General features: G+C 50.4%; 15 protein-coding genes. 12 read left to right on the plus strand and 3 right to left on the minus strand.

Features of this window, described 5'->3' with window-relative positions:
* The first annotated feature begins 89 nt into the window (after positions 1-89).
* From SCIP_RS03270 to SCIP_RS03290, 5 genes are read left to right on the plus strand one after another with little or no spacing between them, the layout of a single operon-like run.
* The gene (locus tag SCIP_RS03270; RefSeq protein WP_040590582.1) at positions 90-1,856 is read left to right on the plus strand and encodes an ABC transporter ATP-binding protein; all 1,767 of its coding nucleotides are present in this window, start codon (positions 90-92) and stop codon (positions 1,854-1,856) included.
* A complete protein-coding gene (locus tag SCIP_RS03275; RefSeq protein WP_006293095.1) occupies positions 1,857-3,794 on the plus strand; it encodes an ABC transporter ATP-binding protein in 1,938 nt (645 codons plus the stop codon). It begins immediately after the preceding gene.
* A 2-nt stretch (positions 3,795-3,796) separates the two neighbouring features.
* Positions 3,797-4,930, plus strand: a complete 1,134-nt coding sequence (locus SCIP_RS03280) for a tRNA (adenine-N1)-methyltransferase (protein ID WP_048349335.1) — start codon at positions 3,797-3,799, stop codon at positions 4,928-4,930.
* Between the two features lie 45 nt (positions 4,931-4,975).
* Positions 4,976-5,533, plus strand: coding sequence for a SixA phosphatase family protein (locus tag SCIP_RS03285; RefSeq protein WP_006293097.1), 558 nt, complete (start codon positions 4,976-4,978; stop codon positions 5,531-5,533).
* A 3-nt stretch (positions 5,534-5,536) separates the two neighbouring features.
* Positions 5,537-8,758, plus strand: a complete 3,222-nt coding sequence (locus SCIP_RS03290) for a bifunctional [glutamine synthetase] adenylyltransferase/[glutamine synthetase]-adenylyl-L-tyrosine phosphorylase (RefSeq protein WP_006293098.1) — start codon at positions 5,537-5,539, stop codon at positions 8,756-8,758.
* Between the two features lie 12 nt (positions 8,759-8,770).
* Here SCIP_RS03290 and SCIP_RS03295 read toward each other — a convergent pair whose 3' ends face one another.
* Positions 8,771-10,897 (minus strand): cation:proton antiporter, encoded by a 2,127-nt coding sequence (locus SCIP_RS03295; RefSeq protein ID WP_006293099.1) that lies wholly within the window; start codon positions 10,895-10,897, stop codon positions 8,771-8,773.
* A gap of 180 nt (positions 10,898-11,077) precedes the next feature.
* Here SCIP_RS03295 and pyrB point away from each other — a divergent pair, with 180 nt between their 5' ends.
* From pyrB to pyrE, 7 genes are read left to right on the plus strand one after another with little or no spacing between them, the layout of a single operon-like run.
* Entirely contained in the window at positions 11,078-12,109 is a 1,032-nt protein-coding gene (pyrB, locus tag SCIP_RS03300) for an aspartate carbamoyltransferase (RefSeq protein WP_040591088.1), read from the plus strand.
* Positions 12,109-12,537 (plus strand): aspartate carbamoyltransferase regulatory subunit, encoded by a 429-nt coding sequence (locus tag SCIP_RS03305; protein WP_006293101.1) that lies wholly within the window; start codon positions 12,109-12,111, stop codon positions 12,535-12,537. The genes pyrB and SCIP_RS03305 overlap by 1 nt, the downstream gene beginning before the upstream one ends.
* A complete protein-coding gene (locus SCIP_RS03310) occupies positions 12,534-14,054 on the plus strand; it encodes a dihydroorotase (protein ID WP_006293102.1) in 1,521 nt (506 codons plus the stop codon). Before SCIP_RS03305 ends, SCIP_RS03310 begins: the two co-directional genes overlap by 4 nt.
* A complete protein-coding gene (gene pyrF, locus SCIP_RS03315; RefSeq protein ID WP_006293103.1) occupies positions 14,042-14,974 on the plus strand; it encodes an orotidine-5'-phosphate decarboxylase in 933 nt (310 codons plus the stop codon). The genes SCIP_RS03310 and pyrF overlap by 13 nt, the downstream gene beginning before the upstream one ends.
* A gap of 56 nt (positions 14,975-15,030) precedes the next feature.
* Positions 15,031-15,873 carry a dihydroorotate dehydrogenase electron transfer subunit gene (locus SCIP_RS03320; RefSeq protein WP_006293104.1) on the plus strand — a complete coding sequence of 281 codons (843 nt, stop codon included), beginning with the start codon at positions 15,031-15,033 and terminating at the stop codon, positions 15,871-15,873.
* Position 15,874: 1 nt separating this feature from the next.
* On the plus strand, positions 15,875-16,882 hold the full coding sequence (locus SCIP_RS03325; protein ID WP_006293105.1) for a dihydroorotate dehydrogenase: 1,008 nt from the start codon (positions 15,875-15,877) through the stop codon (positions 16,880-16,882).
* The gene (gene pyrE, locus SCIP_RS03330) at positions 16,867-17,583 is read left to right on the plus strand and encodes an orotate phosphoribosyltransferase (RefSeq protein ID WP_006293106.1); all 717 of its coding nucleotides are present in this window, start codon (positions 16,867-16,869) and stop codon (positions 17,581-17,583) included. The genes SCIP_RS03325 and pyrE overlap by 16 nt, the downstream gene beginning before the upstream one ends.
* A 28-nt stretch (positions 17,584-17,611) precedes the next feature.
* On the opposite strand, the gene SCIP_RS03335 is transcribed toward pyrE, so the two are convergent.
* Both SCIP_RS03335 and SCIP_RS03340 read right to left on the minus strand, forming a co-directional pair.
* Positions 17,612-18,535: a LysR family transcriptional regulator gene (locus SCIP_RS03335; protein ID WP_006293107.1), complete on the minus strand. Its 924-nt coding sequence runs from the start codon at positions 18,533-18,535 to the stop codon at positions 17,612-17,614.
* A gap of 109 nt (positions 18,536-18,644) precedes the next feature.
* Complete coding sequence (locus SCIP_RS03340; protein WP_006293108.1) at positions 18,645-20,246, minus strand: ABC-F family ATP-binding cassette domain-containing protein; 1,602 nt, start codon at positions 20,244-20,246, stop codon at positions 18,645-18,647.
* Positions 20,247-20,476: the final 230 nt, after the last annotated feature.

The following is a 20,476-nucleotide window of genomic DNA, read 5'->3' on the forward strand; positions in this document are numbered from 1 at the left end:
GCTATTCCTGATCTTGATTTCCATTATCAGTTGTAAACTAAGCGAGTTTGTTATACTTATTTTAAACTGGTGTGGAAAAGGGGATCAGGATGCTAAAAATATGGCGGAAATATCTGACTCCGTACTGGGGACAGATTGTCATCCTGGTGGTCTTCCAAATTGCGCAGACTATTTTGAATCTGTATCTGCCCAATTTGCAGGCTGATATTATTAATAAGGGCGTAGCCACGGCTGATACTGACAAGGTGTACCAGCTGGGCTGGGTCATGATAGGAATTTCACTGGCTCAGATTGCAGCCAACATTGCTGCCTCCTATCTATCTACCAGAATAGGTATGAGACTGGGGTACGAGTTACGCCGGGACTTTTTTGCTTCTGTAGAGAACTTCTCTCTGAACGAAATGGAGAAATTCTCAGCCGGCAGTCTGATTACCCGGTCTACCAATGATGTTCTTCAGGTTCAGCAGGCTACTATGCAGGCTCTGCTGATCATTCTCCAAGCACCGATTATGTTCATTGGCGGATTGATCCTGGCTATCCGTCAGAATGCCAAGCTGACCTGGTCCATTGCAATTATTATTCCTATTGTCGTGATTGTGGCCATGCTTCTCCTGTCTCAGATGGGACCGCTTTTCAAACGGTTGCAGAAGAGTCTGGACACCCTGAACCGCCTGGTGCGGGAACAAATCTCCGGAGTTAGGGTTGTCAGAGCTTTTGTTCGTGAAAAAACAGAGACAGATCGTTTTGAAAAAGCCAACAACAATGTTTACAATATTCTGATTCCTGTTGGTCGTCTAATGAGCACCATGATTCCGCTCATGTTCTTTATTATCAACATGTCCAATGTGGCTATCATGTGGTTTGGCGGCAAGCTGATTGAATCAGGAGATATGGAAATTGGCTCTTTGCAGGCTTTCATTCAGTATTTGATGGTTATTCTCATGGGAGCCATGATGGCGGCCATGATGTCCGTTATGCTTCCCCGGGCCAGTGTGGCTGCCGGCCGTATACATGAGGTTCTTACGGCAGTCAGTCAGATTCAGGCTCCAGACCATCCTTACTGGCCTGATCAGCCCAGGGGAGAAGTGGAATTTAAGGACGTATCCTTCCAATATCCCGGTGCTGAAGAACCGGTCCTTTCTCATATTTCTTTTACAGCTCTTCCTGGGCAGACCACAGCCATTATTGGCTCCACCGGGTCAGGAAAATCGACCGTCATCCGCCTGGCCAGCAGGATGTTTGATGTAACTGAGGGGCAGGTTTTGGTTGATGGACACGATGTCAAAGAATATGATCCAGACCAGCTGAACACTCTTTTTGGAACCGTTCCCCAGAAAGCCCTGCTTTTTACCGGTACTATCCGCTCTAACCTGAGTTTTGGAGATCCTGAGGGCAAGGACGATCAGATGTGGAAGGCCCTGCAGGTAGCCCAGGCTGAAGATTTTGTGCGTGAAGAGCCAGATGGACTTGATACGGCGGTAGCTGAAGGAGGCACCAACTTCTCCGGAGGACAAAAGCAAAGACTGTGCATAGCCCGGGCTCTGATGCGAAATCCTAAAATATATACTTTTGATGATTCCTTCTCAGCCCTGGATGTGGCCACTGACAAGCGTCTGCATCAGGCTTTGATTCCGGTGACCCGGCAGGCTACTCAAATTGTTGTGGCTCAACGGGCTTCATCCATTCGGACAGCTGACCAGATTTTGGTTATGGACAATGGCCGTATTGTGGGAAGAGGAAAGCACGACCAACTGATGGAAACATGTCCCGCGTATCAGGAAATTGTTGAATCCCAGGGAGGACAGGGGCCGGACGTTGAATCCCTGCAGTTTAACCAGGCTGAAGGAGAAAAGTAAATGTCACATCAGCAATCATCACCGCAAATAACCGGCAGCCGTCGGCACACCCTGTCCCGCTTGATCCGCTACCTTCTGGCTGATAAGGTTCGTTTTATAGGCATGATTCTGGCTGGTATCGTGGGTGTAGGACTGATCGTGTATGCACCCAAGGTTTTGGCCAAGGCAACTAATCTTCTCTTTACAGGAGTTCTGGACGTTCTTCTCACCCGGATGGGGGTGCCTCAGGGGATGAGTACCGGCCAGATTCAGAAACTGCTTCAGTCCCGCGGTCAGGGGAAATTTGCTTCCCTCATTTCCCAGTACGATATTCATGTTGGCCAGGGCATTGACTGGACAGCCTTAGCCTGGGTTCTGGCCGGAGTAGTGGGCATTTATCTCCTGTCAATCCTTTTCCGCCTGGTCCAGAATTTCCTTATGACCAGGGTGGTGGCCGACAGTGTCTATGTAATGCGCAGGCAGATTGAAACCAAGATAAATTCCCTGCCCTTACGCTACTTTGACCGGGTTCCCCGCGGGGAGGTTATGAGCCGGACCACGAACGACATGGATAACATTTCTGGCAGTCTACAGCAGATCCTGGGTGAATTCTTCTTCTCCAGCTTCCAATTTATCGGTACTGTCATCATGATGCTGTCTGTTTCTCCTCTGCTGACTGTGATAGCTCTGGCTGTAGTTCCCTTCCTACTGGCGACTGTGGCTGTTATTCTTCGCATTACCCAGCCTCAGTTTGTTATTCAATGGCAAAAAACCGGACAGGTTAATTCCCATGTTGAGGAAATGTTCTCTGGTCATATGGTTGTTCGTGCATACGGACAGCAGGAGAAAGCCAAGGAAGAGTTTGAAGAATACAACAAGGGACTATATGAGTCCAGCTTTAAGGCAACTTTTGTTTCCGGCCTTATGAATCCTGCTACCGGTTTCTTCGGCAACCTTTCCTTTGTTTTAGTGGTCATTTTTGGCGGAATTAGGGTGATCAACGGGAATCTCAGCTTGGGCGATCTTCAGGCCTTCTCTCAGTACTCCCGCCAAATTTCCCAGCCCCTGGGGCAGATTGCTTCCATGGCCTCCATGCTCCAGTCAGCTTTGGCCAGTACCTCCCGGATTTTCGAATTCCTGGATGAAGAAGAGGCAGAAAAAGAAGATCCTTCTACTCCCAGCTTGATCGAACGGACAGGCGGTCCTATCCAGGGTCATGTCCGCTTTGACAATGTTTCTTTCTCTTACGATCCCAGGAATCCGCTGATTGGTAATCTGAGTCTGGAAGCATTACCAGGTCAGACTGTGGCAATCGTAGGGCCAACTGGAGCCGGCAAGACGACCTTGGTTAATCTTCTCATGCGCTTCTATGAAGTTGATCAGGGAGAGATTACTATTGACGGAATCAAGACCAGGGAGATCACCCGCCAGAATCTGCGTTCTCATTTTGGTATGGTCCTCCAGGATACCTGGCTCTTTGACGGGACAATCAGAGATAATCTCTTCTACGGAGTTCATGACCCTTCTTTGAGAACAGATGACCGTTTACTTGAGGCCGCCAGGGCTACTCATGTGGATGAATTCGTCCGTAAACTGCCTCAAGGCTATGAGACTGTGCTAACGGAAGACAGTTCGGAACTGAGCTTGGGGGAGAGGCAACTCCTGACCATCTGCCGAGCCCTCCTGTCGAACCCTGACATTCTTATTCTGGATGAAGCCACCAGCTCAGTGGACACGAGGACAGAGGTCAAGGTCCAGAATGCCATGAGTGCCCTGAGAGTAGGGCGGACCAGTTTTGTCATTGCTCATCGCCTGTCTACCATTCGGGATGCCGATCTGATTTTGGTAGTCAATCATGGATCCATCATTGAGCAGGGTAATCATGAGCAGCTCCTAGCTGCTGGCGGTGCTTATGCTGCCTTGTATAATTCTCAGTTCACTCAGGGGCAAGAAGAGTGACTATCAGGCGGGGGCCGCTGAGAGCCGGGGAAAAAGTCCAGCTGACCGATAGGAAATCGTCCATGATTACCCTGCAGCTGGTCCCCGGTCGCTATACCCAAACAGCTCATGGCTATATTCGCCATGATGATCTGATTGGGTCCAGCGAGGGAACTGTTGTTACTACCGTCCAGCTCAATTCCTCTTTGTCTGATGAACAGGCAGAAGGAGCAGAAACAGGACGGGGAACAGGTGTCAAACCGGTACCATCCGAGCGATCGGCAGGAAGAAAAATGTCCGGCTGGTCATATTGCCTTATGCGGCCCCGCCTGAATGATTATGTTTTATCTATGCCCCGAGGGGCACAGATAATGTATCCCAAAGATATTGCCCAGGTTCTTCAGCTGGGTGATATCCGTAGCGGCATGCGGGTCCTGGAATCAGGCGGAGGGAGCGGAGCACTGGGAATTAACCTCCTGGAAGCTGTTGGCCCTCAGGGGCAGGTTACCACTGTTGAGGTCCGGGAAGATTTTTCCCAGATTTACCGGGGCAATGTTCAGATTTTCTATGGCTTTCTTCCTCATTGGTGGAAGCTGATGGTCGGAGATTTTGACAGCACTTGTTCCCAGCTGGAAGATCACTATTTTGATCGGATTGTGCTCGATATGCTGGATCCCTGGAATCGGCTGGATCAGGCTGGCCGGGTTCTGGCTCCAGGAGGAATACTCACTGCCTATGTAACTACTGCCACTCAGATGAGCCGAATGGCAGAAAAATTGAGGGAGTCAGGGCACTGGACTGAACCAGAAATCCATGAGACCCTGGAACGTAACTGGAAGGCTGACGGATTGGCTGTGCGTCCACAGCATCAGATGATCGGTCATACTGGTTTTATTATTGTCAGCCGGGCTATGGCTGACGGTTACCCGGCCCTGTATAAGAGAGAAAAGGCTTCCAAAGACACCCATACTGATATTGACAGCCGCCGTGATTTGCAGACCCTCCAATTGAGAGATATGTCTGATCGGAAAATTCGTAAGGTTCTCAGGGATTTGCGTGAACAAGCAGACAATGTGACGGCTTTTGCTGATAAATCTGTCCGTGAGCAGGAAGATAAGTCAGACCGGTCAGACCAGCAGACAGATGGAGTAGAATGAAAGCAGAAATTCTGATACGGTTTACCAGTCAGAGGTGATGAAACGGTGAGTGCTAATCTTTCGAAAATATCCAAGAGAGCCCATGGGTATGAATATCGTCTTATTCTCATGCGTCATGCTAAAACTGAAGCAGAAAATCAGGGTGGAGACATAGAGCGTCAGTTGACGGACAAGGGACGCAAACAGGCCAAAAGAGTTGCCAAAGCGCTTAAATCTATGGATTTGAATCCTGACAGTCTGGTATGCTCCGGTGCTCAGAGGGCTCGGCAGACGGCAGACAGGATGCTGAAAGTTTTTGGAGACAAACCTGAAGTCACTTATCGGAAAGCCTTGTATGATCAGGGTCTTCAGGCGTATATTGATGTCCTTGGTTCCTGTGACGCAAAGGTTCACACCCTTATGGTGATTGGACATGAGCCCACCGTATCGTCAGCTGCTCACTGGCTGTCAGGCTCAGACAGCAAAAGATCGTATGTGGATGCTATTGAGTTGGGACTGTCTCCGGCTTCTGTTGCCCTGATTGCCAGCAACGATCCTTTTTCCGACTGGGATACAGGGAAGCAGTTTCTTATCGGTCTTTTCACGCCTAAAGACTGTGAGTAAGGCGTGATTACTGAAAGTGAGCTTATTCGTTCCGGAGTGACTATGCCCGATGTGGCTGTAAGGATTTTAGAAGAACTGAACACCATGGGACTGCAGGAAGAGCCAACCCTCCTGAAGGCTCTGGCCTCTGCCAGCGATCCGGATTCAGCCCTTGCCTGTCTTCAGTCCCTTCTGCATAGCCCGGTCCACAGGGATATTATTGCTAGGGCGTATGCAGTCCCTGCTCTGGAACAGAGCCATCAACAGGGGGAGTGGGACTTGTCTTCTCCCTTGAGCCGGCTGATTACACTTGCCGGAGCCTCGGAAAGAATATCGCGCCTGCTATTGTCCCAGCCCGATTTGCTGGCCGCCGTTGTGCTTCCCGATGACTATGGAACCTACGCTTGGACTAAAGAAGAAAGGAGAAAAAGTTTCCAGCTGGCCATAAGTCATGCAATAAATCAGGCTCAGATCCGGGATCCAGGCCACATGCCGGATCATCATTCTCCAGATTACCATTCTTGTCAGCAGACTGATACGTCTATCCACCAGGAAGAGAAGCATAATGGCGCATCTAAGATTAACGCTCTCAGGCATGAGTACTGGAGACAGATTATTGCTCTTGCCGCCGCTGATTGTTCCCAGGATGATCCCATTCATATCCAGCCCCGCGTATCGGCAGCTATCAGCGATGTGGTTGATTGTGCCCTAGAATCTGCCCTGAATCTTGCTGCTGACATGGTTCCTGGTTCAGAAGACCTGTCTTTTGCTGTAATTGGAATGGGCAAGTTGGGGGCCCAGGAAATCAACTATGTGTCAGATGTTGATTTAATCTATCTCGTTGAGCCCAGGAGCGAATCCCTGTCCCAGGCCCAACTGGTTGCTAGGGGAACAGCCTGGGGAACCTGGTTGCAGAAAATATGCCAGTCTGTTATCCCTTCTGTTACTCAGCCTCCCCTGTGGAAAGTGGATTGTGCCCTGCGTCCGGAGGGGAAGGATGGGCCTTTGGTCAGGACTCTTGCCTCTCATTTGGATTATTACCGCAGATGGGCTCAGAACTGGGAGTTTCAGGCCCTGCTTAAAGCACGATTCGTTGCAGGGGATAGGGATTTAGGCCAACGGTATATAGAAGAAACCAGGCCCTTGGTATGGACTGCATCGGCTAGGGAGAATTTTGTTTTTGACTGCCGTCGTATGCGTGAACGGGTGGAAAATCTGATACCGGACGACCAGAAAGATCTGGAAATTAAACTGGGCCGGGGAGGGCTGAGAGATGTGGAATTCACAGTGCAGATGCTCCAGCTGGTTCACGGAAGAACTGATGAATCCCTGAGAGTGTCTTCCACCTTGGAAGCTTTGACCCGCCTGGCCAGGGGAGGATACGTTTCCCGCAAACAGGCCCAGGCCCTGTCCTGGGATTATCGGTTTGAGCGTGTGTTGGAACATAGACAGCAGTTATGGACTATGCGTCGAACCCATCTTTTTCCTTCCCTGGGTCAAGGAAAAAGGGGAGGACTGGAGAAACCCAGAAATCTCAAGCAGCAAGAGATAAGGGACAATCCTGCCTTGACCCGCCTGGCCCGAGCCCTGAAAATGCCTAACCAGGAGCTGGTCGATACCTTCGACTCCACCCGACGACAGATTCGCCGCCTCCATATGGATATTTATTACCGTCCCATGCTGGGCGATATTTCTCATCTGTCCGATGATGCCATTCGCCTGTCTCCCCAGGCTTTACTGGACCGGTTTACATCCATTGGCTTTGCTGATCCCCGGGCTGCGACCCGACATGTACAATTTTTGACCAGGGGAGTGAGCCGGGCAGCAAAAATTAATCGGATCCTCCTGCCTGCTGTTCTTTTGTGGCTGGGGGACGGTCAAAATCCTGATATGGGTCTGTTGGCCTGGCGTCGATTGGTGGAGAACCACGGCAATGGAGGCCCTTATCTGGGATTTTTGAGAGATTCTCCTGTGGCCGCCAGACGGTTGAGTCATATTTTGTCTAATTCTCGTTTCCTGGGCGACGCCCTGAACCGATCGGTAGAATCCATCACTTGGCTCGGTTCTGACAGCGATCTGTACCCTCACACCAGGCAGCAGCTGGATATCCGCTGCCGCAGTGCCCTCAGCCGCTTTCCTGATGATCTCAAAAGTTTCTCCACGCTTATCAGAGCCATGAGAAGACGGGAAATTGAAAGAATTGGCTTGGGATGGATGAGTTCGGTTATTACCAGCGGACAGAGCCTCTCTGCCATGACTGATGTATACGATGCTGCTATTGATGCCAGCCTCTCCTGGGCTATTCGCCATCAGTTGTCTTTGCTTGGCTGTGATCCCTCTCACCCTCCTGCAATTCTTACAGTTATTGCCATGGGTCGGTATGGAGGTAGAGAAGTGAACTTCTCTTCTGATGCTGACATCATGATGATCTACGATCAAAATTCGGGCTTCCCCTCTGATCAGGCCGCAGCCTTTGCCCAAGCTGTAGTGACAGATCTCAGGGCTGTCCTTACAGGTGGACAGACAACTGAAGCCAAGATTGATTTAGATTTTGATCTGCGGCCTGAGGGCAAGAATGGCCCCTTGATCAGATCTTTTGAGTCCTATCAGGATTATTATTCTCATTGGTCACAGACCTGGGAACACCAGGCCCTTCTGCGGGCAAGATACGCAGCGGGGGACAGGATGCTGGCTGAGACTTTCCTCCGACAAGTGGCAGATCCGCTGCGATACAGGTCTGGAGGGCTGACCCATGAAGAAGTGACCGAAATCCGTACCCTCAAGGCCAGAATGGAAGCTGAGCGCCTGCCTCGGGGAATTAAGAGGGACAGACACCTGAAATTAGGCGCCGGAGGTTTATCTGATGTAGAGTGGACTGTTCAACTGCTTCAGCTGAGCTGCGGAGCAGTCTGTCCTCCTGGCCAGGAAGAGGATGCTACCAGCGTTCGCACCACGTCCACCCTGCAGGCCCTCAAAGCTCTGGAAGAAAACGGAACTGTTAATCCTGCCGATGCCGAAGTACTCAGATCAACCTGGCAGTTATGCACTCAGGCCCGGAATGCTCATTATTTGTGGACAGGCAGGGTCAAGCAGGCAGATATCATCCCCGATGACTCTTTTTCTCTGGGAGGAATGGCCGCCTGCCTGGGATGGCAGGCCCATCAGGGGCAGGAGTTTGCCAATAAGCTTATTCATGACATGCGCCGTTGCCGTAAGGTAGCAGAAAGGCTCTTCTACGGTCGGTGACAGCTAATCCTGTCAATCATCCAAAGCATCATCTGACTGCATAATGTAGACGTTCGACCGCATTCTCCGGGCCTGGGACAAGGTTATTTCATCCCGATCCTGCATTTCAGTTATGGTTTCCAGCTCAATCTGGTAAGCCTGGGCCTGCATGTGAGACAGGGCCCTTTCCCATTCCTGCCGGTTTCTGCTGCTTCTGCTCTTACCGGCGAAGGTTAAGGTCGATCGCAAAGCCTGATAGTCGCTTAGAACTAGGGCAAGAACATCAGGGGGATAGGAATGAGAATCCAGATGATGCATCATGTCGAGGAGGCTCGTAATAGTGTAATCAGTCAGTTCTTCCTGAAGCTCCACAATGGACTTGCCGGTACTAGGATCTTCCACACTGTCAGGGCTGGCTGTAGATGGTATTCCTGACCGGGCGTGTGGGGAACGAAGCAAAATAAGGATATGGATGCGTAGCCTTAGATAATTCAGTCTCATACCCAGCTTATCTGTCAATTTTCTTGTGCTGGCAGACAGGCCAGATTCGATGGGGGCCATCAGATGGCTGACAGCGTATTCACAATCTGGATGGCTGGCCTGATAATCGAGCAGCCATTGCCGTCTTTTTTCCAGCATCTGAATGTGCAAATCCTTTACCTGATCTTCCCACATGTCTGAGCTTGAGTTTTGGTTCTTATTTTCTCTGGCTATTCTCAGAGAATAAGAGTGGAGCACTGCGGACAGGGCCTGTGCTGATTCTGTCCCTGCATCGACTGGCTGCAGGGAGGAAAGTTTGCTCATGGTTCTTTTCAGCACACGAAGCGTAGCCTGAGTCAGTTTTTCTTCCTGCTTGGCATCATTCTTGGGGGCAAGTAAAGGAAGGGCAATGTTTGCCAGGACGAGGGAAATAATAATAAAGGAGCCGGCGATAAAGAGCAGGGCATAGTGGACGGGGAAATTGTTGACTGTCCCCAAGGATGAGGGGAGGGAGAAGGCAAGAATCAGAGAAATAGTTCCCTTGACTCCCCCCACGGTCATTGTCAGGGCAGATTTGATCTCAGACTTTTTCCAGGCCCTAATTCCTCTTTTTCTGCCTCTCGTGTTTCTCTGCCCTTCCTGGTTTCCGCCTTCCTGCTTATCAACTGGAGAGAAAGTCATAGCACCCATAATCCATAAGAATCGGAAGAAGAGAAGAATCAGGGTGAGAACAAGGACAGTAACAAGTAAGAGCCAGGTGTTAATTAGTGGGCTGGAGATGCTGTGTTTCAAAGCCTCAGGCAGCTCCATGCCCAGAAGAACAAAAACGCTTCCATTCAAGCTAAAAGTAACAAAGGTCCAGACGGAAGAGGAGACCAGATTTGTTCTGGCTACATCGCTGCCCAGATCTTTCCTGTCCTTGGTCAAAATCAATCCGGCAGCGACCACTGCAATTACTCCTGACACATGGATGTGCTCAGCCAGAGTATAGGATAAAAGGGGGAAGAGGAGCTCCATAGTAATCCGGCTGGTGGTGGTTTCCAGACTTTTTCGGCGCAGGAAAAGCATAAGACCGCTGAAAAACAGACCTAGAAGGAGTCCCAAAACAGCACCTCCCAGGAAGCTGTAAAGAACGCTGCCGGTAAAACTGGTCGGGGAGAATTTTCCGGTTGTGGCCGTAGCCAGAGCAAACTGGAAGCTGACAATGCTGGCCGCATCGTTGAAAAGGCTTTCTGTCGACAGGATAGATACCTGGTTATCGTTTAAATCCGCCTCTTTTCTGATTTCAGATACGGCTACTGCATCCGTTGGCCCTAAGGCTGCTCCCAAGGCCATAGCGGCAGGGATGCCGATAGCCGGCCACAGGAGGTGGAGAGTAAAGCCAGTAGCCACGACGGAGAGCAGAACCAGACCAACAGCCAGGGAAAGGGAAACCGCCAGGGTTTTTCTGATGGTGAGCAAGGATGATTCCTTTGCATCAAAAAAGAGGAGGGGGGCAATAAAGACAATCATGTAGATGCTGTCATCCACACTGATTGTGGGAATAAAAGGAAGATAATAGCAGACCAAGCCCAGGGCAATCTGCACTAGGGGCAGAGAAACACGGGGAATATAGGGGCTGACAAGAGAAGAGAGGAGGACAGCTGCCATAATAATAACAATGACGGTGATGAGTTGCATAAATATCCTCCCGGGCAGCATGTGTAATGGAAACAGTGTAGCAGAAAGAAAAGTCTCATCATACGGACGACTTATTCTTGTCTGTCGTCAACGAACTGTCTTTTAAATACCCTAAACTTGATGAGGTCACTGAATATGTGTCCGCCTGAACATCTGGAAGATCCTGTGAAAGGCATTGTTATGTCTGAGATTTCGGTTTCGCACCAATCCTCATCCCCTCTTTTTCCCGGTCATTGTCTTCAGGGCAAAAGTCTGGTCACCCTTGATGATCTGAGTCTGGAAGAAATTGATTATTTACTTCGCAAAGCTGATTATTTTGCTTCCCATCCCCAGCAGGCCATGCTTACCTGTCAAGGGAGAATCCTGGCAACCCTCTTCTTTGAGCCCAGTACCAGGACTCGTTTAAGTTTTCAAACTGCTATGCTTCGTTTGGGTGGTCAGGTCATCGGTTTTGCCGGTGCACAGCTGTCTTCAGCTACCAAGGGGGAATCCCTGGCAGATACAGTGACTACGGTTTCCAATTATGCTGATGTCATCGCCATACGCCACCCCAAGGAGGGGGCTGCCCTGGTGGCTTCCCGGGCCTCTACTGTTCCTGTGATCAACGGGGGAGACGGGGGACACATGCATCCCACCCAGACACTGGCAGATTTGGCTACTATCAGGGCCCGCTTTGGTCGTCTGGACCAGTTGACTGTGGGTCTGTGCGGAGACCTGACTTTTGGCCGTACTGTTCACTCACTCATTGAGACCTTGTGCCGCTTTGGCAATGTGCGCTTTGTCCTTATCAGCCCGCCCGAGCTGAAGACTCCCCAATATGTTCTGGATAGAATCAGCAAGACCGAATCTTGCTCTTATAGTGAGGTAACAGATTTGCAGTCGGTTATAGGAGATCTGGACGTACTCTATATGACCCGTGTTCAAAAAGAGCGTTTCTTCAATGAAGATGATTATATTCGTCTGCGCGATACCTACATTCTCGATGAAGATAAGATGAGTTTAGCTAAGAAAGATATGGCAGTTCTCCATCCCCTCCCCAGAGTGAATGAAATTTCTCCCCAGGTGGATAAAGATCCCCGGGCTGCATATTTCCAGCAGGTAAAGCTGGGTATGCGCATGAGAATGGCCCTGGAAAGCTCTCTGATAGGGGACCGGGCTCCGGGATTTTCTGACGATGAGCAGGAAAAGAAGGAAAGGCAGGTGGAGGCCTGATGGAAGTTACCAGTATTTCTGAAGGAATCATTATTGATCATGTCCCTGCGGGCAGGGCCTTTAAAGTTCTTCGCTATTTGAATATTGACGAAAAGACTACCCGCCTGGCCCTGATAATGAATGCCGCCAGCGGCCGTTTGGGGACCAAGGATATCATCAAGATTGAGGGGAAAACTCAGATAGATCTGAGCGTTCTGGCCCTGGTGGCCCATGAAGCAACCGTAAATATCGTTCATCAGGGGAAGATAGAAAAAAAGCTGACTCCCTCGGTACCCGATCATGTAAAAAATGTGGTGATTTGCCGCAATCCCCGCTGTATAACCACCAGCGAGCGCGGACTTGACCAGCTTTTTCATCGGGTAGAAACGGCTGATCCTTCAGTCTTGGAATACCGCTGCGATTACTGCGATGATAAGGCTCACTTATGAATCAGCAGAATCCTCCCCAGATTTTTCCTTCTCATCCTGACCTTCTTTTCACCAACTTGAAGGCCTGGAACAGCGATCAGGTGATGGATCTTTATCTTGCTGGCTCAGATTCTGCCTTAAGCTCAGATTCAGACCGGAAACAGCATTCTCCGGATTCTCTGGATTCTTCAGTTTATCAGCAGAAGGCTCCCGGACCGCTGGTTATTGACTGTCAAGGAAAAATTTTGGCTCCTGGGTTGAGGGATCCTCATGTACATTTTAGGGATCCTGGTCAAACCTATAAAGAAACGATGATTTCTGGGGCTCAGGCTGCTGCCCGAGGTGGATATACTGGTCTCCTTATTATGCCCAATACTGTTCCTGCCCTGGACGGTGCTCCGGTAACAGGAGGGGTAGGGGGTTACAGAACCAGTCTGGATTACCTGAACCATTATCAGGAAGCACAGTCATGCCTTCTTCCTGTGAAATATGCTCTCTGCCTGGCTGCTTCCCAGGGACGGCAAGGAAAAAAGGCCTCCTCCTTTCACGATTGGGAAGAAAGCCTGACCTGGTCATCTCATCCGGCCCTTGCCCTGAGTGATGATGGGGCAGCCGTCCCTGATGACCTCCTTTCTCATGTTGCCGCCCTGGCGTTGAAGGCGGGAATTATTTTCATTGACCACTGTGAGCATCATGAGCAGGGTATTATGAATGAATCGGACACGTCCAGAACTTTGGGAGTTCCAGGAATTCCCGGGTCTACTGAGATCGCTGTCGTTAGCCGGGATATACAAGTGGCAAAGGAAACAGGGGTTCATATTCATCTGCAGCATATCAGCACCAAAGCTTCTGTGGAAGCTATCAGAAAGGCCAAGGCTGAAGGGCTGGCAGTTACCTGTGAAACGGCTCCTCATTACCTGGCTTTAAATGACAGGGCTCTTCTTACCTATGGAGCCATGGCTAAAATGAATCCTCCCCTGAGGTCTGAGGCTGACCGCCAGGCCTTGCTGGAGGCAGTAGCAGATGGAACCATCGATATGATTGCCACTGATCATGCTCCTCACAGCCTGGAGGAAAAAGAGGCCGGATTGATGGAGGCTCCAAACGGCATTATTGGTCTGGAAACTGCCTATCCGGTTCTTCATACCCTTTTGGTGGATGGAGGCATAATTTCTGACAATCGGTTAATAGACCTTATGTCTGTGCAACCAGCCCGGCTCCTGGGGCAGAATGTGTATGATCCCTTAGTGCATCTTTCTTCTCAGGAAGAAGGGAACCCGGTCTGCGATCTAAAATCCTGGTCTTATTCTTTCGATGACCCCTGGGCGGGTCAGGCCCCGGACCTGGTCATTCTTGATACGGATAAAACGTGGACTATCGAGGCAAAGGACTTTCTATCGAAGGCGAGAAACACACCCTTTGATCAGTGGACGGTAACCGGTAAAGCCATGGCAACCATTCTTTCCGGCAGTCTTTCTTATGCTTCACCCGAGCTTATGGCTATCCTAGCCAAAAAGGAGGATTCATGGACCGATTGATTACAGTCCTGAAAAAAGTGGGGAATCCCAGCGTTGTCGGTTTGGACCCCAAACCCCAAATCCTGCCTCAGCAGCTGACTCAGGTAGAGTCGGTTCAGCAACTGGCTCAGTCCTATCTGGATTTCAACAGGTCGATAATTGATGCTGTCACTGGTCTTGTTGCTGTTGTCAAACCACAGATAGCCATGTATGAAGCCCTGGGTCCGGTTGGTTTGGAAGTGTACTGCAAGACCACTGCCTATGCCAGCAGCAAGGGGCTTTATGTGCTGGGCGATGTTAAACGGGGAGATATTGGAACGACGGCTGCTGCCTACGCCTCTCATCTTGCTGGTTCTCCTGCTGTAGGAGACCTGGAGACGGAAGATCTGTGGCACGAGGATGCCATAACGGTTAATCCCTTTTTAGGGTATGACGGGATTCATCCCTTTCTCCAGGCTGCAGAAAAAGCTGACAAGGATATTTTCGTCCTGTGCTCAACCTCAAATCCTTCCAGCAGCCAGCTGCAAGCCTTGCCCTGTGGTCCTGACGGAACGACAGTTAGCCAGCACCTGGCTGAACTGATTGAGCTTTGGGGGCAAGACAGCAGGGGAGGCTATGGCTTCAGCAGGATTGGTGCCGTGGTAGGAGCCACCCATCCTGACCGGGCTTCTGATCTGCGGGCCCGTTTGCCACATACTTTCCTCCTGGTTCCTGGATACGGGGCTCAGGGCGGCACTGCAGCTGATGTGGCTGCCCTCTTTACCGACAACAGCTCTTATGGGGCATCAATCAGCTCTTCGAGGGGGATTATTGCTGCCTGGCAGAAAGATCCTTCATACCGGCCCGATATGTCCAGAACACAGGCTCTTGATCTGGTGGCGAAGGCTGCCCGGAAGGCTGCCCGCCAGATGAGGGATGACCTGACTGCGGTTCTGAATTAGCAGGTCCGCAAGGACTCAGACCACACATGATAAATCTTCAGTAGAAAGGACACCTTATGACATCCCCAGGTTTCAGTCGCACCAGAACTGCTGCACCGGAACCAGCAGCCTCAGCCGGACTGGCCCACAGCCATGGTTTTCTCCCTTCACGCAGACCTGCCTCTGTGCTGTCCAACAGGGAGCTGGCGCCGGGAATCTTCTGTCTGACAATTTCTGATCCTTATATTGCAGCTAATGCCCGGGCTGGTCAGTTTGCCAACCTTTATACTCATGATTCGCAAAGGTTGTTTCCCCGTCCTTTTGGCATTGGTTATGTTGAAGGAGAAGCCGTTTCCTTTATCTTTGCTGTCAGGGGAGAAGGTACCCGCCAGCTCAGTTCTCTGTCAGAAGGAGAGTCTGTCTTTGTGCTTGGACCTCTGGGGACTCCTTTTCCTCTGGAGGAAGGGCGCTCTTGTCTTTTGGTAGGAGGAGGATTGGGGGTTCCTCCTTTGATCAAAGCTGCACAAGATATTAATCACCTGTCCGGGTCTCAGGCTGTGGCTCTTTTTGGCTATCGTGATATTCATTTTGCCGATGCCATCATGGGCAAGTATACAAAGAACGTATATTCAATTGATGACGCTGACGGTAATGTCCTGACCTTACTGGACCGGTACCATCAGGTCCAGGGTCAGGTCCAGAATCAAGCGCAGATCCTGGCCTGCGGGCCTGAAGTCATGATGCGGGCGGTGGCGCATTGGGGGGCGGAACATTCGGTTCCGGTCCGCCTTAGTCTGGAAGAGAGAATGGGCTGTGGTTACGGCTCGTGTTTCTCTTGCGTGACTCCAACTGTTGCAGGGTATAAGAAGGTCTGTCTGGATGGACCTTCCTTTACCGCTGATTATCTGGGATGGGAGTAATATGACAGATCAGGATATGTCTAACAGGCATGGATATGTGCAGGACGTGGCAGAGGAAGACGATAATTTTGCCTCAGCAACTGACCGTGCCTATTCTTTTAGGCACCCCACCGTTCTGGCAGGAGTCGTCTGGAAAAATCCGGTGGGGACAGCATCCGGGACCTTCAACTTAGACGCTTGTGGCCGCTTCTATGATGTTTCTCAATTGGGTTCAGTCAGCACCAAGGGGGTGTCACCTGTACCCTGGGAGGGGAATCCAGTACCCCGGTCTGCTGAAAGTGCTGCAGGAACGGTTAATGCTGTGGGATTGCAGAATCCCGGGGTAGACGTTTATCTGAATGATGAGCTTCCCCGTCTGAAACACCTAGGAGCAACTGTCGTGACCAATGTAGCTGGTCACAGTGATGAGGATTACTGTCAGGTAGTGGAAAAACTGGCCGACAGCCCCGCCGATATGCTGGAGATTAACGTGAGCTGCCCCAACGTGTCTTCTGGCGGTATGGCTGTGGGCTCCGATCCCCATGCCCTGGAAAGGCTGATGAAGAAGCTGAGACCCCTGACAGACAAGCCTATGATTATCAAGCTGACGCCCAATATTACCGATATGACGGAGGTAGCTCGGGCTGCAGAAGCCAATGGGGCAGATGCCCTTAGCATGATTAACACTTTTGTGGGCATGAGGATTAATACACAAACCGGTAAACCCATTATTGCCAATATTACCGGTGGGGTATCAGGTCCGGCTATTCATCCTATGGCCCTGGCCTTTGTTTACCGGGTTCGGCAGGCTCTTCCCAAAATTCCTATTATTGGGATAGGAGGAATCGCCACGGTCGACGATGCCCTGGAATTCCTCTATGCAGGAGCCAATGCCGTAGAGGTAGGATCTGCTGCTTTGATTGACCCTACTGCTCCCCTGCACATTGCCAGACAGCTGGATCAGGAACTGGACTCGCGCCCAGAATTAGCTGAATTATTAAAGAAAGGACAAACATGGCCGCTGGAGTAAAGACAGATTCCAGGAATATTCTCAGCAAGGATTTTACCCGCTTCCTCCTGGAATGTTCAGCTCTGAGTTTTGGAGACTTCACCCTGAAATCAGGCAGGAAGTCCCCTTACTTTATTAATGCGGGTTCTTTTAATGACGGTTCTACTGTTTCCCGGCTGGGCTCCTTCTATGCTCAGGCCATCAGGCTGGCTATAGAAGAAGGTCTCCTGAACGGAGATTTTGATACTGTTTTTGGACCTGCCTATAAGGGAATCCCCCTGGCTGTTTCTACTGCCATTGCCCTGGCTGCTCATGGTCAGAGAGTAGGGTATACCTTCGACAGAAAAGAAGCCAAGGACCATGGTGATGGTGGTCTTTTTGTAGGAACCCAGCTGACTGATGGGATGAAGGTCCTGCTGGTTGATGACGTCATGACTGCGGGGACGGCGGTGAGGACTGTTATTCCTAAGATTCAATCCGCCGCTCATGTGACCATCTGCGGTCTGATTCTCAGCGTAGATCGTATGGAAAAAGCTATAGGTTCAGACCGGTCGGCCCTTGATTTGATCAGCCAGGAATTCGGGTTCCCGGTAATCCCCATAGCTACTATCCAGCAAGTCCTGACTGCTGCTCGAACCTTGAAGAACGATTCCGGCAATCCTGTCCTGGATGACCTTCACTACAGTCAGGCTTTGGCTTATTTGGAAAAATACGGGGCATGACAAGTCTGCCTCAGAGCCTTCGCTTCCTCTATTCCAGAGTGCTGTAGCCATGAGACTGGACTACCTGCCTGAGTTTGGACAGGTAGTCCTGAGCCGCATGGGACAGGTTGGTGCGCTCACTTCCAATCCAGCCTAAAATCATGTCCTCTGGTGAATCCAAAGGGACGACGGTTATTTTTTCGCTGTCCAGATCTTCGTTATTGATTCCGGTGCAAATGGTGTACCCGTTCAGGCCCACAATGAAGTTGAAGATGGTCGCCCGGTCGCTCACGTTGATTTTTTTGCGGCAATAAGTCGGCCAGAGAGCTTCCTCAAAAAAGTAGAAGCTGCCTTCTTCTCCCTGATCGTATTGAAGGAAGGGGTAGGGCTCCAGATCTTTCAGCGAGACGGACGACCTTTGAGCCAGAGGATTGCTTCTGGACAGGTACACATGTGTCTGAGCCTTAAAGAGAGGGTGGAATTCCAGGTGCTTCTCTTTCAGAAGGTGGCTGATAACAGACCGGTTAAAATCTGAAGTATAAATAATCCCTATTTCTGACTGCAAATTGGCGACAGAATCAATGATATCCCGGGTTCTCAGCTCCCGTATGGCAAACTCATATTCGTCCGACTGAATTTCTTTTATCATCTCCACAAATGCCTCAATAGCGAACATATAATGCTGAGTCGCTACCTGGCAGAGCTGCTTGCGAGGTTTAGTATGCTTGTACCGGTTTTCGAGGAGATCAGTTTGGTCCAGAATTTGCCTGGCGTAGGTGATAAACTCCCTGCCATCAACGGTCAGGGCAATTCCCTGGGGGGAGCGGGTAAAAATGTCAATCCCCATCTCTTTTTCCAGTTCCTTGATAGCAGAGCTCAGAGCGGGCTGAGAAATAAAAAGTTCCTTGGAAGCCTCGTTCATGGAACCACACTCTACGATTTTTACCAAATATTTAAGCTGCAGGAGAGTCATAAATAATATGTATAGCAAGAAGGGGCTACAGATGAAAATTTTATAAGGTGAGACAGGAGGGGGAAGGTAAGACAGGAGAGGAATAAAGTCGGCCTGGGCTTACCCGGGTTTATTCTTCAGCAACTAGATCCAGATACTCATCATCCCACAGATCTTCATCTCCGTCCGGCAGAAGGAGAACCCGTTCCGGATTCAGGGCTTGAACAGCCCCTTCGTCGTGGGTAACCAGAACGATGGCTCCCTCGTACTTGGAGATGGCATGGAGGATTTCTTCCCTGCTGGCTGGGTCCAAGTTATTGGTCGGCTCATCCAGAAGGAGAACATTAGCTCCACTGGTTACTAGGGTGGCTAGAGCAAGCCGGGTTTTCTCGCCGCCGGAAAGAACCGAAGCTGGCTTAAATACATCATCACCTGTGAAGAGGAAACTTCCCAGAATGGATCTGGTTTGAGTATCATCAAGATCCGGAGCCACATGCTGCATATTTTCCAGGACTGTGGACGAAGTGTCCAGGGTATCATGTTCCTGGGCGAAGTAACCGATTTTTGCCCCATGACCATAAATAACCTGGCCTGTATCAGGCTGATCCTGTCCGGCCAGAATACGCAGGGTAGTTGTTTTCCCCGCCCCGTTATAGCCCAGGATGACTACTCGGGAGCCTTTATCAATGGCTAGGCTGATTCCGGCAAAGACAATGGTAGAACCGTAAGCTTTAGAAATATCGGAAGCCATGATGGGGGTGCGGCCGCAGGGCTGGGGAGTAGGAAAGCGCAGATCAGCCACCTTTTCTTTCTTGCTTTCGCCATGAGTTTGATCCAGGAGCCGCTGAGCCCGGCGGATCATATTCTGAGCCGCCACTGCCTTAGTTGCCTTGGCATGCAGATGGATACCCTGCTTCATCAGCCGGTCTGCTTTCTTCTCAGCAATTTCCCGCTGCCGTCTGCGACGCTCTTCGTCAACCACCCGCTGATGAAGATAATCCTTCCAGCCCATGGAATACATATCAATCTGGGCTGTTTGCGCATCCAGATGCCAGACCTTATTGACCGTTTCTCCTAAGAGTTCGCTGGAGTGAGAGATTACTAGGAGCCCTTTGTCATACGATTTCAGATATTTCCGCAGCCAGTCAATGGAATCGGCATCCAGATGGTTGGTCGGTTCGTCCAGGATTAAGGTATCAGCATCAGAGAAGAGGATCCGAGCCAGTTCAATCCTCCTCCTCTGTCCACCGGATAGGGTGCCCAGAGAATTTCTTAAAATATCCTGGGGAATTCCCAGACTCTCAGCCATAACAATGGCATCAGACTGAGCACTATATCCGCCTGCATTCTCAAAATCCTGGTTAGCACGGTCATAGCGGCGCATGGCTTTTTCCATAACTGACGGATCGGTGCTCGACATTTCTTTTTCTGCTTTCCTCAGACGGGAAATAATAGAAGCGATATCGCGGGCAGACATAATCCGGTCAAGAGCTGACTGTTCCTGATCGGCCGCATGGGTGTCCTGAGGAAGATATCCCAACTTGCCCGATACTCGTACAGTTCCAGAAGAAGGAAGGGTTTCGCCAGTAATGACCTTGGTTAGAGTTGTTTTTCCTGCCCCGTTCCGTCCAACCAGACCAATTCGGTCACCTGGAGAAATTATGAAATCTGTTGGTGATAGGAGGAGCCGTGCCCCAATGCGAATCTCCAGACCATGAGCTTCGATAGTCATAACCAACCCATCCCCGCCTGCAGTCAGGCGCACCTGTACAGTTACCTGTGATAATAAAAACCAGCCATCTTATTGTAAAGATGACCAAGAACATTAAGAAAAGAGTCCATGCCTTGAGCGAAAGAAGAAAGAAAGAGATGAGTTGTCTGACTGAGGCCTGTACCATGGCTCAGGTACAAGCATAATCCTAGGAAAGAATACAGACAAATTTTTGCCTGAAACATATGGTG

The sequence above is a fragment of the Scardovia inopinata JCM 12537 genome, from assembly GCF_001042695.1.
GTDB lineage: Bacteria > Actinomycetota > Actinomycetes > Actinomycetales > Bifidobacteriaceae > Scardovia > Scardovia inopinata.

Coding starts and splice junctions, on each gene's coding strand:
- SCIP_RS03270 (WP_040590582.1), top strand. CDS start 90: ATGCTAAAAATATGGCGGAAATATCTGACTCCGTACTGGGGACAGATT.
- SCIP_RS03275 (WP_006293095.1), top strand. CDS start 1,857: ATGTCACATCAGCAATCATCACCGCAAATAACCGGCAGCCGTCGGCAC.
- SCIP_RS03295 (WP_006293099.1), bottom strand. CDS start 10,897: ATGCAACTCATCACCGTCATTGTTATTATTATGGCAGCTGTCCTCCTC.
- pyrB (WP_040591088.1), top strand. CDS start 11,078: ATGTCTGAGATTTCGGTTTCGCACCAATCCTCATCCCCTCTTTTTCCC.
- SCIP_RS03305 (WP_006293101.1), top strand. CDS start 12,109: ATGGAAGTTACCAGTATTTCTGAAGGAATCATTATTGATCATGTCCCT.
- SCIP_RS03310 (WP_006293102.1), top strand. CDS start 12,534: ATGAATCAGCAGAATCCTCCCCAGATTTTTCCTTCTCATCCTGACCTT.
- pyrF (WP_006293103.1), top strand. CDS start 14,042: ATGGACCGATTGATTACAGTCCTGAAAAAAGTGGGGAATCCCAGCGTT.
- SCIP_RS03320 (WP_006293104.1), top strand. CDS start 15,031: ATGACATCCCCAGGTTTCAGTCGCACCAGAACTGCTGCACCGGAACCA.
- SCIP_RS03325 (WP_006293105.1), top strand. CDS start 15,875: ATGACAGATCAGGATATGTCTAACAGGCATGGATATGTGCAGGACGTG.
- pyrE (WP_006293106.1), top strand. CDS start 16,867: ATGGCCGCTGGAGTAAAGACAGATTCCAGGAATATTCTCAGCAAGGAT.
- SCIP_RS03335 (WP_006293107.1), bottom strand. CDS start 18,535: ATGACTCTCCTGCAGCTTAAATATTTGGTAAAAATCGTAGAGTGTGGT.
- SCIP_RS03340 (WP_006293108.1), bottom strand. CDS start 20,246: ATGACTATCGAAGCTCATGGTCTGGAGATTCGCATTGGGGCACGGCTC.